The sequence below is a fragment of the Rhizobium sp. CCGE531 genome (assembly GCF_003627795.1).
GTDB lineage: Bacteria > Pseudomonadota > Alphaproteobacteria > Rhizobiales > Rhizobiaceae > Rhizobium.
Genome location: NZ_CP032684.1, coordinates 1,272,621 through 1,285,286, shown reverse-complemented (window position 1 = coordinate 1,285,286; position 12,666 = coordinate 1,272,621). Strand labels below are relative to the sequence as shown.

The window sequence follows — 12,666 nt, the reverse complement described above, 5'->3', positions numbered from 1 at the left end:
CGATCCAAACACATAAAGGGAGGAACGAAACATGCAGGAGAACCACACCGAAAGACCATTGCAGCCTGGAGATCGCGCGCCGAACGTTGTGCTGGATGCGATCACTCGCCAGGGCAAGATCGCCATCGACGATTTTCGCGGCCAGAAGCCGGTGCTTGTCGGGTTGTTCCGCGGGTTGCATTGTCCCTTCTGCCGTCGGCAGATCGCCGCCATGGCCGAACTCACCGATGCATTGCAGGAAAAAGGCATCGATAGCCTGACCGTCGTCAACACGCCGATCGAACGCGCGCGCCTCTATTTCCGCTTCCATCCGCTTCCCAATCTGCTGGCCGCTTCCGATCCGGAGCGGGTATCGCACAAGGCCTTCGGCCTGCCGAATGTCCAGTTCACCGAAGATGAGACCGACTGGCCGCACAAGGTCGGCATCAGTGCCGTGCGGTCGATGCGCATCGACATGCCCGGCGAACTTCCCCAGCCCATGGATCCGATGACGGCGATGGAGTTCCTCGACAAGGCGGACGGGTACGAAATCACGGAGGACGACAAACAGATGGTTGCCACCGGCGAAGGCCAGCTCGTCGGTGAATTCCTGCTCGATCGGGATGGCGTCATCCGCTGGTGTTTCACCGAAGCCGAAGAGGCCGGTCGTCATATGTTCGGCATTCCCGCCCCGCGTGAGGTGATGTCGGCGGCATCGAACATGGCTGTTTGAAGCGAGCGGTCTTTCAGCTCCGAACACGCTTGAGCATGATCCTATTTGCCGCGCACTTTTGCGCGACTTGCTCTACCTTTTGGCTGCAGCGGTTGACCGCTCCTGCGACGCTGCATTCAGCGCCTTCATCGCGGCCTGAATAAAGCCCTCGCGCGCCGCGGCGATCTCTATGCCGCGCGGTTCGTAGACATGGCGATGCAGGAAGAAGCCGGTCAGGCGGAAGGCGGCCGCGAGGCTTTCCGTATCCGCGGCGACCAAGGCTCCGGTTGAGAGAAACGGCGGCAGCGCCAGCATCTTGTCCGCCCAAGGCGTGCCGGCCGCACGACAGACGGCACGCCCGGTCTTCGGCGAAACGAAAGCCAAGTCCTCGCGCACGCCGGTTGCCGCGCATTCGGTCAAATCGAGGCCGAAGCCCAGATCGTTCAGCACGGCCAGTTCAAAGCGCACGAAAAGCTCACCGGCATCGGCGGGATTCTGCAGGTTTTCGAGGATCACGTCGAGCGCATCGTAGAGATGCGGATGCGGATCACGCTCCGGCAGCAACCGCAGCAAGGCGGCCATCGCCTGCACGCCATAGACGGCCGTCGCAGTCTCCATCAGCCGCGCGGCCCGGAGCGTAATCGGTTCCATGCGAAACTCGCCAAGATGCTCATGCAGCCTTGCCCGCCAGGTTATCTCGACGAGATTGCCGGCCTGCAGCACCGGCTGCATGGCGCGCGAACGGCCCGATCGTACCAGCCCCATATGGCGCCCGCGCGCACGCGTCATCACCTCGGCGATGACGCTGGTCTCGCCAAGGCGCTTGACGCCCAGGATGATCGCATGGTCCTGCCACTGCATCGGCCGGTTGCCCCGAAAGATTTTTGCGATTCGAATTTAGGACAAATGCCCGCCGCTGTCACATGGCACGGGAACCGCCGGCCTCCAATGTCCGGACAAAGAGGCGCATGGACTGCTCATCGAAAGGCTTGTTCAAAAGCGGCACATGCCGCAGATCCGCCGGGAAATCGAGCGTGTCGGAATAACCGCTGACAAAACCAAAGGAGATGCCGCGATCCATCAACAATCGGGCAAAGCCGAAGCTCGTCGACTCCCCGAGGTTCACGTCCAGCATCGCAAAATCATAGTGTTCGGAATGAACAGCGTTGACCGCCTGTTCCAGATTTGAAGCAATCTCAATCTGTTGAATTCCCACGAGACGAAGAATTTCCTCCGCCTCCATGGCGATGATGAGATTGTCTTCCAGAATAAGGACGCGCTGAAACGTCATATCAACGCCATCCTTGCATGCGCGCGCCAGCTGGCGCTGCCCGTAAAAAGTCCCACATCTATCCCTCCGGCGCCGATCATCGGCCCGTAATGAGTGAACGGATTTCTCCATTCGTACTGGCTTGGTCTCTTGAAACATGACCTTGCCTCCAAACCGCTTCGCACTTTTTGCGCTGCGGCACTATGGGCTCGTTGACGTGCTCCAATCGCTTTTGCCGCCGGGGTTAGTAAAAGGTGAAACTGGTGGAAAAGTGACGGTGAGAATAATCTATGCTGATACACTTGCCGTCAGCATTTAAAAAAGACATGCGTCCGATCACAAAAATTGCCTCTAAATGAAGGGACGCTTGCCCGAATCAAGTCCGTCCCAACCGGCGAGTGCGGCAAGCCCTTCATCATCCAAAACCTCGCAGCCTCGCTCCTGCCAGAGAAGCAATCCTCGTGCGGCCAACTTTTTCAATGTCTTGTTGGTGTGAACAACGGAGAGGCCGAGCGTGTCCGCCACATGCTGCTGCGTGACGGGGATGACCTTGCTGCCATTGAAGAGGCGAAGCGCGCTCGCGCGCTGGTGCAAGTATGCGATCAGATAGGCAGCGCGCTCGACCGCGGACCTGCGCCCGATGCTTAGGAGATGTTCGTCCAGAATCCGCTCCTCCCTTGCAGCAATCCACGTCAGGTCGAAGGCAAGAGAGGCGTGCGAATTGTAGAGGGTCATCAATTCGGTGCGCTCGAAAACGCAGAGTGATACCGGCGACAGCGCTTCGGTCGAGTGCTGCATCTCTCCCATGATCGAACCCTGCAGCCCGATGAGATCGCCGGGCATCACATAGTTGAGGATCTGGCGTCGGCCGTCCTCCAACGTTTTGTAGCGAAAACCCCATCCCGACAGGATGGTGAACAGGTGGGCACTGTGGGCACCTTCGAGGAAAATCGTGGCGCCGGCGTCGACAAACAGCTCGCCCCTCTTGAAGCTGTTGATGAAATTCAGCTCATCGCGCTCGAATTCACGAAAATGCGGCAGAGACCTTAATGGACAGCGTTGGCAGGATGTTCGCTGTCCATGCATCGTCGCAGCGGCCTTGGCCATGAAACGCTCCCCTGAATTGCAGCGGTGTGGGCGATATGCCCGATAAACCGCTGCAATATAAAAGCACTCATGGAAGCAAAGCTCGATTAACGCGGGAAGTCCAGCCCCATCTCCCGGAAACGCTCTGGATCATCTCCCCAGTTCTCGCGAACCTTGACGAAGAGGAAAAGATGTACCGGCTGCTCCAGGATTTCGGAGAGCTCCTTGCGCGATGCGGTCGAAATCGCCTTGATCGCCTCGCCGCCCTTGCCAAGGGCAATCTTCTTCTGGCTTTCGCGCTCGACATAGATCACCTGTTCGATGCGCACCGAACCGTCCTTGCGCTCCTCCCACTTTTCCGTCTCGACATGCGAGGAATAGGGAAGCTCCTGATGCAGGCGCAGAAACAGCTTTTCGCGGGTGATTTCGGCGGCAAGCTGCCGCATCGGCAGATCCGAAATCTGATCCTCGGGATAGTACCAGGGTCCTTCCGGCAAGGTTTTCGCCAGATAGTCCATGACGTCGTCGCAGCCGGAGCCATTTTCGGCCGAGATCATGAAGGTCTGATCGAAGGCGATCTTCTCATTGGCCGCGGCGGCGAGCGCCAGCAGATCCTCGCGACGGACGCGGTCGATCTTGTTCAGCACCAGGATCTTCGGCTGCGAAACCTCTTTCAGCCCTTCCAGAATGGCCTCGGCATCACCGCGCAAACCACGCTCGCTGTCGATCAGCAGCATGATGAGATCGGCATCCTTGGCGCCGCCCCAGGCCGACGTCACCATTGCGCGGTCGAGACGGCGGCGCGGCCTGAAGATGCCGGGCGTATCCATGAAGACGATCTGCGCATTGTTGTGAATGGCGATACCGCGCACGATCGCGCGGGTCGTCTGTACCTTGTGGCTGACGATCGAAACCTTCGCGCCCACGAGCCGGTTGACGAGCGTCGACTTGCCGGCATTGGTGGGGCCGATAAGGGCCACGAAACCCGAATGCGTCGGGCCGATATGTTCAACCGCGCCGTCCTCGGCGGGCGTATCCTGCTGATTGCTCATTTTTCCATTATTCCCCGGCAGTCACGTCTCAGTCAACTGAGGCTGCCATACACCTTCACGCTCCAGAATCCGCGTCGCCGCCACTTGCTCGGCGGCACGCTTGGAGCGCTCAATTCCTGTCTCGGGCGCCGTTCCCGCCACTTCCACCGTCACGGTGAAGCGTGGATCATGATCCGGTCCGCTGCGATCATCAACCCTATAGACCGGGGTGACACCGAATTTCGCATGCGCCCATTCCTGCAGTTCCGTCTTGGCGTCGCGCCTTGCACCTTCCGGCCTGATGGCGCGGCGCTCCCAAAAACGCAGGATGAACTTGCGGGCGATTTCCAGCCCGCCATCGAGATAAAGCGCGGCAATCAGGCTTTCGACGACATCGGCGCGCACGTTGAGCATGCGCTTGCCCGTCAGCTTTTTCACATCGGCGCCCGTGCGGATGTAAAGATGCAGCTCCATCTCATCGGCGACTTCGGCGCAGGTTTCGGCGCTCACAAGCTGGTTGAGGCGAACCGAGAGTTCGCCTTCCGTCGCCGCGCCGAAGGTCTTGAACAGCAGCTCGGCGATGCAGAGACCGAGAACCCGGTCGCCGAGAAATTCCAACCGTTCGTAGTTTCCCGTCTTGTGCGCGCGGGCGCTGGCATGTGTCAGCGCACTGTCGAGACGCTCCTTCTCGGCGAATTCATGGCCTATCACAACCTCAAGCTTTGTACGATCCGCCTGGGAGAGCGCCTGCGCCTTCGTCATTCGACAACCTTGAAGAGGCGATCCCAACGCATGTTGGTCGGCCATTTCCAGACCTCGCGGAACGAGGTGTCATGACCCAGCGAGAAGAAGATGACGCTGGCGCGGCCGATGAGGTTTTCGGCAGGCACATAACCGACGTCGAAGCGGCTGTCGTCTGAATTGTCGCGGTTGTCGCCCATCATGAAGTAATGACCGGCCGGTACGACATATTCCTGGGTATTGTCGCCACGGGAATTCGGCGAAAGATCCAGCGTGTCATAGACCTTGCCGCTATCCGGCAGGCGCTCGCTGTAGACGGGGATGTTGTCGCCCGGCTCCTGGCTGTAATCGGACGAGAAGGTGCCGTGCGGCTCGCGCGGAATGGCCTGACCGTTGATGTAGAGGATGTCGTTCTTCACCTGAATGCGGTCGCCCGGCAGGCCGATCACGCGCTTGATGTAGTCGACGTCCGGATTCGGCGGGAAACGGAACACGACGACGTCGCCGCGCTTCGGCTCGCTGCCCAAAATACGGCCGCTGAACAGATCCGGCGAGAACGGCAGCGAATACTTCGAATAGCCGTAGGCGAATTTGTTGACGAAGATATAGTCGCCGACAAGAAGCGTCGGCATCATCGAGCCGGACGGGATGGTGAACGGCTGAAAGAGAACCGTGCGGATGATCATGGCCAGGACGAGCGCCTGGACGATGACCTTGATGTTTTCCCACAGGGCGTTCTGCTGTTTTACGGCTTTCTCGGACACGCAGTCTTATTCCTTTTTCGCACCCCACCGGCGCACTTGCTTTCAGGCACTGTCTACTCGCTTCACATCATTGCGGCAATGGCGCGGATGCCAAAAGCGACACATGGCTGCGATTCAGCCGTCCATCGGCAGCGCCTCGATGATCACAAAAGCCTGAGCAAGCGGAAAATCATCCGTTATCGTCAAATGAATGGCGGCGCGATGATTTGGCGGCAGCATGGAAGCCAATCTTTCGGCGGCTCCGCCGGTCAATTGCATCGTCGGCTTGCCGCTCCGCAGATTGACGACGCCCATGTCGCGCCAGAAGACGCCTTGCGCCAGGCCTGTGCCCAAAGCCTTGGAACAGGCTTCCTTGGCGGCAAAGCGCTTGGCATAGGATGCCGCCTTGTTCTTGCGGCCTTCGGACTTGGCACGCTCGATGTCGGTAAAGCAGCGCTCGGTGAACCGGGCGCCGAAACGTTCGATCGTCTTCTCCACCCGGCGGATGTCGATAAGATCGCTGCCTATGCCGATAATCATGGGAAGGCCCTCCTGGCGGCCCGGGGCGATATCACAGGCGCCGTCAGACGCTCGATGCGTTCTCGGCAAGCGCCAGCCGCTCGCGGGCGCGCTCCAACAGGCGTTCCTTGCGGCGCGTCTTGAAGGTCTTCACGCCATAATAGGTGAGCGCATAGACGATCACGCCGGTCACAATCGCCGGCGGAATGCCGCCGATCAGCATCGGCTTCAAAACCGGATCCCAGATTTGCAGGAGATCGCCTTTGTGCCACAGCGCCGGCAGATCGATGCCTTCACCCTGGCCGCCGCCATCACGCGCCAGGATCAAATGGCCGATTTCCCAGGTGAAAGCCCAGATGAAGGGATAGGTAATGGGATTGCCGGCCGCGAGACAGCCGAGCGCGGAGGCGATGACATTGCCGCCGATCAGATAGGCGATGATGATCGCCATGACGAAATGCACGCCGATGAAGGGCGTCCACGATACGACGATGCCCGCAGCAAAACCAGCCGCAACCGAGTGCGGCGACGCGGCAAGACGAACGAGGCGCTTGCCGAAATATTGGAACGAGCGGACGAAACCCTTGCGGGGCCATAGGTGCTCCCGCAGTTTTTCCTTGAGTGTCAGTGGTTTTCGGCGACGAAATAGCATGCGGCTTATCTAGTGCAATGGAGGCCGTCGTGACAAGAGCGGCCAAACGTGTCACGTGCCGATTAAGAACCGAAACTACGGCCCTTTTTGGAGCGTCGCCTGCTTAGGGTGCAGAAAATGGACGTTCTCCATTCATCTACCTGAAGAAATCCCTCTATGTCGGGATGCTCCAAGGGCGCAACAGCGACGCGCCCCTCTTGGTCTTTTAAGTATTAACGGCTGTTAACGCTGACGGAACAGGCCGCGGTCAACCTGACGCTGACGATATTCAAGGTCAAAACGGTCGTGCGAGCCATTCAGGTAAGCCATTTCGCGGTCTTCGACACTCGGAACACGCAGGGCGCGGGCGATTTTCTTGATCGGGCTAAACATTGTCTTCTCTCATCTCTGTTTCGTTTCTTCGATGACCAGAAGATAAGGCCGACAACGGTTAATTACCACCGCTCTTAAATAGACACAGCCATGCATTCAATGCATATCAATCCGGAAATGTGCTCAAATTTGGTCATAAAATGATCACAAAATATGCAGCCTGCATTGGATCGAAGATGTGCCAGACAGATCTCACTCGTAAAGGCGCTTCACAGTGGCGATGCAGTCGAGCTCCTTGAGCTGCACCAGAAGCTGATTGAGCTGGCGCAGATCCCAGACCTCCACGTCGAGCGCCATCTCGGTGAAATCGGCGGCGACGCGAACGGTGTTGAGCAAGCGAATATTGACGTCGACATCGGCGACGGTCTGCGCCACCTTGGCCAAGGTGCCCGGCTCGTTCAGCGCATTGATCATGATACGCGCCGCGAAGCGGGATTTGTTGGCCTCGTCGAGATCCCAGCGCACATCGATCCAACGCTCCGGCTCGTCATCGAACCGCTGCAGGACCGGCGACTGGATCGGATATATGGTGATGCCCTTGCCCTTTTCCATGATGCCGACGATGCGGTCGCCGGGAACCGCGCCGGTCGGGGCGAAATGTACCTCGACATTGGCTGCCAGGCCGCGGATCGGCGGCGCATCGGCATCGGTGCCGTCAGCCAGATCGGCCTTGGTCTTGCCCGGGATCTTGAAGATCATGCCCGAAGCGCTGCGGACGTTGAACCAGCCTTCGTCGCCGGCGGGCTTCACGGTCACGCGCTCATCCTGATGATCGGGATAGACGGCGCGCAGGACGTCGAGCGACGACAGCTCCCCTCGCCCGACGACAGCAATGGCATCCTCCACGTCCTTCTGGCCGAGGCGATGCAGGGCCGGCTTCAGGGCGTCGCGCGAGAAGACCTTGCCGGCGCGCTCGAAGGTGCGCTCCAGAATACGGTGGCCAAGGCCGGCATATTGCTTGCGAATGGCGAGCCGGGTCGCGCGGCGAATGGCGGCGCGCGCCTTGCCCGTGACGACGATCTCTTCCCAGGCGGCCGGCGGCACCTGCACGCCGGATCGGATGATCTCGACTTCATCGCCATTGTTCAGCCGCGTCACCAGCGGCATGATGCGACCATTGATCTTGGCGCCGACGGTCGTGTCACCGATGTTGGTATGGACGGCATAGGCGAAGTCGATCGGCGTCGCACCGCGCGGCAGGGCGATCAGCTTACCCTTGGGCGTAAAGCAGAAGACCTGATCCTGGAACAGTTCGAGCTTCGTGTGCTCGAGGAATTCTTCAGGGCTGTCGCCTTCGGCCAGCGCCTCGATCGTGTGGCGCAGCCAGGAATAGGCATTGCTTTCCCGCGACAGCAGTTCGCCATCGCCATTGCTGTTATTGCCGTTCGTGCCGTCCTTGTAGAGCGTGTGGGCGGCGATGCCGAATTCGGCGATCTCATGCATGCGCTTGGTGCGGATCTGCAGTTCGATACGCTGGCTGGAAGGACCGACGATCGTCGTGTGCAGGGAGCGATAGTCATTCTGCTTCGGCGTCGAGATATAGTCCTTGAACCGTCCGGGAACGACGCGCCAGCGCGTGTGCACGATGCCGAGCGCACGGTAGCAGGACGGGATATCGTCAACGAGAAGACGGAAGCCGTAGATATCGGAAAGCTGCTCGAAGGAGAGCGATTTCGACTGCATCTTGCGGAAGACCGAATAAGGCTTCTTCAGCCGGCCCTTGACCATGGCATTGGCGAGGCCGTTGGCAACAAGCAGGTCGCGCAGTTCGGTCTCGATCTTCTTGACGAGGCCTTCGTTGCGCCGCGAAAGCTCCTCAAGGCGCTTGGTGACGGTATCGTTCGCTTCCGGATTGATATGGCGGAAGGAGAGCTCTTCCAGCTCCTCGCGCATATCCTGCATGCCCATGCGGCCGGCGAGCGGCGCATAGATTTCCATCGTCTCCTCGGAAATACGGGCGCGCTTTTCCGGCGACATATGATCCAGCGTGCGCATATTGTGCAGGCGGTCGGCAAGCTTGACCAGCAGCACGCGCACGTCGTCGGAAATGGCGAGAAGCAGCTTGCGCAGGTTTTCCGCCTGCTTCGCTTTCTTGGTGACGAGATCGAGCTTCTTGATCTTGGTCAGCCCCTCGACCAGGCGGCCGATATCTTCGCCGAACAGTTCGTCGATCTCGGCCCGGGTCGCCGTCGTGTCCTCGATCGTGTCGTGGAGAAGGGCGACCGCGATGGTCGATTCATCCAGACGCATATCCGTCAGGATGGCAGCAACTTCGAGAGGATGGGAAATATAGGGATCGCCGCTGGCGCGTTTCTGCTGGCCATGCTTCTGCATTGCATAAACATAGGCCTTGTTGAGCAGAGCTTCGTTGGCATCGGGCTTGTATTTCTGCACGCGCTCGACAAGCTCGTATTGCCGCATCATTCCAAAGCTACTCCAGCAAAAACAAAAGCGCGCCAGTCATGTGACCGGCGCACGCATTTCCCCATCATATCGCTCCCGCCCGGAGCATCAAGGTCGACGATCAGTAATCGTCGCTTTTTTCCGGCGGAACCAGGCCTTCGATACCGGCCAGAAGTTCTTCTTCCGACATCTGGTCGAACGTAACCGTCTCCGGCAGATCTTCTTCCTCGTCGCTGGAGGCGGAGACGCCGGTTGCGAGCAGGCTTGCCGGATCGGGCTCGGGCTCATCCACTTCGACATGCTTCTGCAGCGAATGGATGAGATCTTCCTTGAGATCATCAGGCGACAGCGTCTCGTCGGCGATTTCGCGCAGCGCTACAACCGGGTTCTTGTCGTTGTCGCGGTCGATCGTGATCGAGGAGCCCTGCGAAATCAGACGGGCGCGATGGCTGGCGAGCAGCACGAGCTCGAACCGGTTCTCTACTTTATCAATGCAATCTTCTACTGTGACACGGGCCATTGCCTGTCCTTTGCGGTCGTGATGTCGTCATCATGTCTCGGAGTAGCACGCCGATACAAGCAAACGATGGCAAATTCAAGTTTTTCCTGTTTGAGCGCCTTTGCACCCCCTGGGAAAGTGCTAAAATTCCCCTAGACAAAGGGTGATTTCTACCTGCGGTTGCTTGGAATATCACATTTCGTGCCCTACATCTCGGTTATATGAATAATTCATAAAGTACTACGAATTATTCTGCAACGCCTTGCAACGGATTGTTTTAGCTAAACTTTGAACGAGATCATTACGTTTTTATAACAGTGGATATCTAAGTGATGTTTGACCCACGCGAAAAAATTGCACTCTTTATAGATGGCGCCAATCTCTACGCCGCATCCAAGAGCCTCGGTTTCGATATTGACTATCGCAAGCTCCTGAAAGCTTTTCAGAAACGCGGATATCTCCTGCGCGCCTATTATTACACCGCTCTTATCGAGGATCAGGAATACTCCTCGATCCGCCCGCTGATCGATTGGCTCGATTATAACGGCTACAAGGTCGTCACCAAGCCGGCCAAGGAATTCACGGACTCCATGGGACGCCGCAAGATCAAGGGCAACATGGACATCGAGCTGGCGATCGACGCCATGGAGCAATCCGAAACCGTCGATCATCTGGTGATCTTCTCCGGCGACGGCGACTTCACGAACCTCGTGGAAGCCCTGCAGCGCCGTGGTCGCAAGGTGTCGGTCATCTCGACCATGGCAACCCAGCCGCCGATGATCGCCGACGACCTGCGCCGCCAGGCCGACCATTTCATCGATCTCGTATCGCTGAAGGCGGAGATCGGCCGCGAGGCTTCGGAGCGTCCGCAACGTCCCGTCGAACCGGCGCCCGCCGCGACGGATGCCGAAGAGTAATTCGGGACTGTATCGGACAGGTTCGGTGTTTGCCAAGGGGTAGTTGCGCGCGGCGGAAGCGTTTCGTGTCTGCCGCGGCAGCCGGCCCCTCGCTGAGACTCAGGGCGTTCGTCGCTGCAATCGATTCACTGGATCGATTGCTCGGGGGTTGCCCGACCGCTTCTCACCCTCACCTATTGTCCTTGAGCAGGCGGCTCTTCTGCCTGTTCCAATCGCGCTCCTTCTCGGACTCGCGCTTGTCATGCAGCTTCTTGCCCTTGGCGAGAGCCAGTTCCAGCTTGGCGCGGCCGTTGTCGTTGAAGTAGATCTTCAGCGGCACAAGCGTCATGCCTTCGCGATTGATGGCCGAGCGCAGCCGGCCGATTTCGCGGCTGGAGAGCAGCAGCTTGCGACGGCGGCGCGGTTCATGGTTGAAGCGATTGGCCTGCAGATATTCCGGCAGATAGGAATTGATCAACCAAATCTCGCCATCCTCGTCCGAGGCGTAGGATTCGGCGATATTGGCCTTGCCTTCACGCAGCGACTTGACCTCCGTGCCCTTCAGCACAAGCCCTGCTTCGTAAGTGTCGATGATCTCGTAGTTGAAGCGTGCCTTGCGGTTCTCCGCCACAATCTTCTTCACCACGCGCTGGCTGCCTTTGGGTGCCATGGTTCTTCTTCTTTTCTTGCGTCATTACGGCAGCGGCCGAAGGCGTGCCAAGTTCGTGACCCCTAAATAAGCGAGACCGCCCTCCTTGTGAAGAGAGCGGTCCGGCGGAGTTGCGGCAACGGATCTGCGATGCCGTCTCAGTTCAGGAGGCCGGCATGGCGCATGGCGGCATCGATCGCAGCTTCCGTGCCCGGCTCCAGCGTCGACAACAGCGGCGAGCGCACATTGCGGCTCATGCGGCCAAGACGGGAGAGACCGTATTTGGCGCCGCAGAGACCGGGCTCCAGGAAGATCGCCTTGTGCAACGGCATCAGGCGATCCTGATATTCAAGAGCCTTGGCATAGTCACCGGCGAGCGTTGCCGCCTGGAATTCGGCGCACAGGCGCGGCGCGACATTGGCGGTCACGGAAATGCAGCCGATGCCGCCATGCGCATTGAAGCCCAGCGCCGTGGCATCCTCACCGGAAAGCTGGCGGAAATCGTGGCCACAGCTGATGCGCTGCTCGGAGACGCGCTCGATCTTGCCCGTCGCATCCTTGACGCCGACGATGTTGGCGTAGGTCTTTGCGAGCCCACCCATCGTCTCCGGCGTCATGTCGACGACCGAGCGACCCGGAATGTTATAGATATAGATCGGCAGCTTCACCGCCTCGGCAACGGCGGCGAAATGCGCGTAGAGCCCCTTCTGCGTCGGCTTGTTGTAATAGGGCGTGACGACCAGAACCGCGTTTGCGCCGACCTTTTCAGCGTGCTGCGCAAGCTCGATCGCCTCGCGGGTATTGTTCGAACCCGCTCCCGCCATGACCGGGACGCGCTTATTGGCGACCTCGATGCAAAGCTCGACAACCCGCTTGTGCTCGTCATGCGACAGGGTCGGCGATTCCCCCGTCGTGCCCACGGGGACCAAACCCTTGCTACCCTCTTTTATCTGCCAGTCGACATGCGAGACGAAGGATGCCTCGTCCACCTTGCCGGCGTCAGTAAAGGGCGTAACGAGTGCGGGAATGGATCCCTGGAACATGCAAGTCTCCTAGCGGCGCGGCATCCATGCTTCGGCCGCAATCCATGGTTATGAATCCGCGCACCATAAAG

At 59.1% G+C, this 12,666-nt stretch carries 15 protein-coding genes; 2 read left to right on the top strand and 13 right to left on the bottom strand.

Annotated elements, in window-relative coordinates; all coding sequences use genetic code 11:
• Nucleotides 1-31: 31 nt before the first annotated feature.
• Nucleotides 32-712: a peroxiredoxin-like family protein gene (locus CCGE531_RS06330; protein WP_120663429.1), complete on the top strand. Its 681-nt coding sequence runs from the start codon at nt 32-34 to the stop codon at nt 710-712.
• A 72-nt stretch (nt 713-784) separates the two neighbouring features.
• Here the strand turns inward: CCGE531_RS06330 and recO are convergent, their stop codons facing one another.
• The 11 genes from recO to rpoZ form a co-directional block, all read right to left on the bottom strand.
• Nucleotides 785-1,552 carry a DNA repair protein RecO gene (recO, locus tag CCGE531_RS06325; RefSeq protein ID WP_120663428.1) on the bottom strand — a complete coding sequence of 256 codons (768 nt, stop codon included), beginning with the start codon at nt 1,550-1,552 and terminating at the stop codon, nt 785-787.
• A gap of 58 nt (nt 1,553-1,610) precedes the next feature.
• Nucleotides 1,611-2,120, bottom strand: a complete 510-nt coding sequence (locus CCGE531_RS06320; protein ID WP_245458994.1) for a response regulator — start codon at nt 2,118-2,120, stop codon at nt 1,611-1,613.
• Between the two features lie 192 nt (nt 2,121-2,312).
• Nucleotides 2,313-3,068: a Crp/Fnr family transcriptional regulator gene (locus CCGE531_RS06315; RefSeq protein ID WP_120663426.1), complete on the bottom strand. Its 756-nt coding sequence runs from the start codon at nt 3,066-3,068 to the stop codon at nt 2,313-2,315.
• A gap of 86 nt (nt 3,069-3,154) precedes the next feature.
• Complete coding sequence (gene era, locus CCGE531_RS06310) at nt 3,155-4,099, bottom strand: GTPase Era (protein WP_120663425.1); 945 nt, start codon at nt 4,097-4,099, stop codon at nt 3,155-3,157.
• A 21-nt stretch (nt 4,100-4,120) separates the two neighbouring features.
• Nucleotides 4,121-4,840 carry a ribonuclease III gene (rnc, locus tag CCGE531_RS06305; protein WP_120663424.1) on the bottom strand — a complete coding sequence of 240 codons (720 nt, stop codon included), beginning with the start codon at nt 4,838-4,840 and terminating at the stop codon, nt 4,121-4,123.
• Nucleotides 4,837-5,583: a signal peptidase I gene (gene lepB, locus CCGE531_RS06300; RefSeq protein ID WP_120663423.1), complete on the bottom strand. Its 747-nt coding sequence runs from the start codon at nt 5,581-5,583 to the stop codon at nt 4,837-4,839. The genes rnc and lepB overlap by 4 nt, the downstream gene beginning before the upstream one ends.
• A 114-nt stretch (nt 5,584-5,697) precedes the next feature.
• Nucleotides 5,698-6,102: a holo-ACP synthase gene (gene acpS, locus CCGE531_RS06295; protein ID WP_120663422.1), complete on the bottom strand. Its 405-nt coding sequence runs from the start codon at nt 6,100-6,102 to the stop codon at nt 5,698-5,700.
• 43 nt (nt 6,103-6,145) lie between these two features.
• Nucleotides 6,146-6,733, bottom strand: coding sequence for a DUF2062 domain-containing protein (locus CCGE531_RS06290; RefSeq protein WP_120663421.1), 588 nt, complete (start codon nt 6,731-6,733; stop codon nt 6,146-6,148).
• Between the two features lie 222 nt (nt 6,734-6,955).
• The gene (locus CCGE531_RS06285; RefSeq protein WP_120663420.1) at nt 6,956-7,105 is read right to left on the bottom strand and encodes a DUF3563 family protein; all 150 of its coding nucleotides are present in this window, start codon (nt 7,103-7,105) and stop codon (nt 6,956-6,958) included.
• A 192-nt stretch (nt 7,106-7,297) separates the two neighbouring features.
• Nucleotides 7,298-9,529 (bottom strand): bifunctional (p)ppGpp synthetase/guanosine-3',5'-bis(diphosphate) 3'-pyrophosphohydrolase, encoded by a 2,232-nt coding sequence (locus CCGE531_RS06280; protein ID WP_120663419.1) that lies wholly within the window; start codon nt 9,527-9,529, stop codon nt 7,298-7,300.
• A gap of 100 nt (nt 9,530-9,629) precedes the next feature.
• A complete protein-coding gene (gene rpoZ, locus CCGE531_RS06275) occupies nt 9,630-10,028 on the bottom strand; it encodes a DNA-directed RNA polymerase subunit omega (protein ID WP_120663418.1) in 399 nt (132 codons plus the stop codon).
• 311 nt (nt 10,029-10,339) lie between these two features.
• Between rpoZ and CCGE531_RS06270 the strand changes: the two genes are divergently transcribed.
• The gene (locus CCGE531_RS06270) at nt 10,340-10,924 is read left to right on the top strand and encodes an NYN domain-containing protein (RefSeq protein WP_120663417.1); all 585 of its coding nucleotides are present in this window, start codon (nt 10,340-10,342) and stop codon (nt 10,922-10,924) included.
• Between the two features lie 169 nt (nt 10,925-11,093).
• Here the strand turns inward: CCGE531_RS06270 and smpB are convergent, their stop codons facing one another.
• Nucleotides 11,094-11,573 carry an SsrA-binding protein SmpB gene (smpB, locus tag CCGE531_RS06265; RefSeq protein ID WP_120663416.1) on the bottom strand — a complete coding sequence of 160 codons (480 nt, stop codon included), beginning with the start codon at nt 11,571-11,573 and terminating at the stop codon, nt 11,094-11,096.
• Between the two features lie 137 nt (nt 11,574-11,710).
• Entirely contained in the window at nt 11,711-12,595 is an 885-nt protein-coding gene (dapA, locus tag CCGE531_RS06260; RefSeq protein WP_120663415.1) for a 4-hydroxy-tetrahydrodipicolinate synthase, read from the bottom strand.
• Nucleotides 12,596-12,666: the final 71 nt, after the last annotated feature.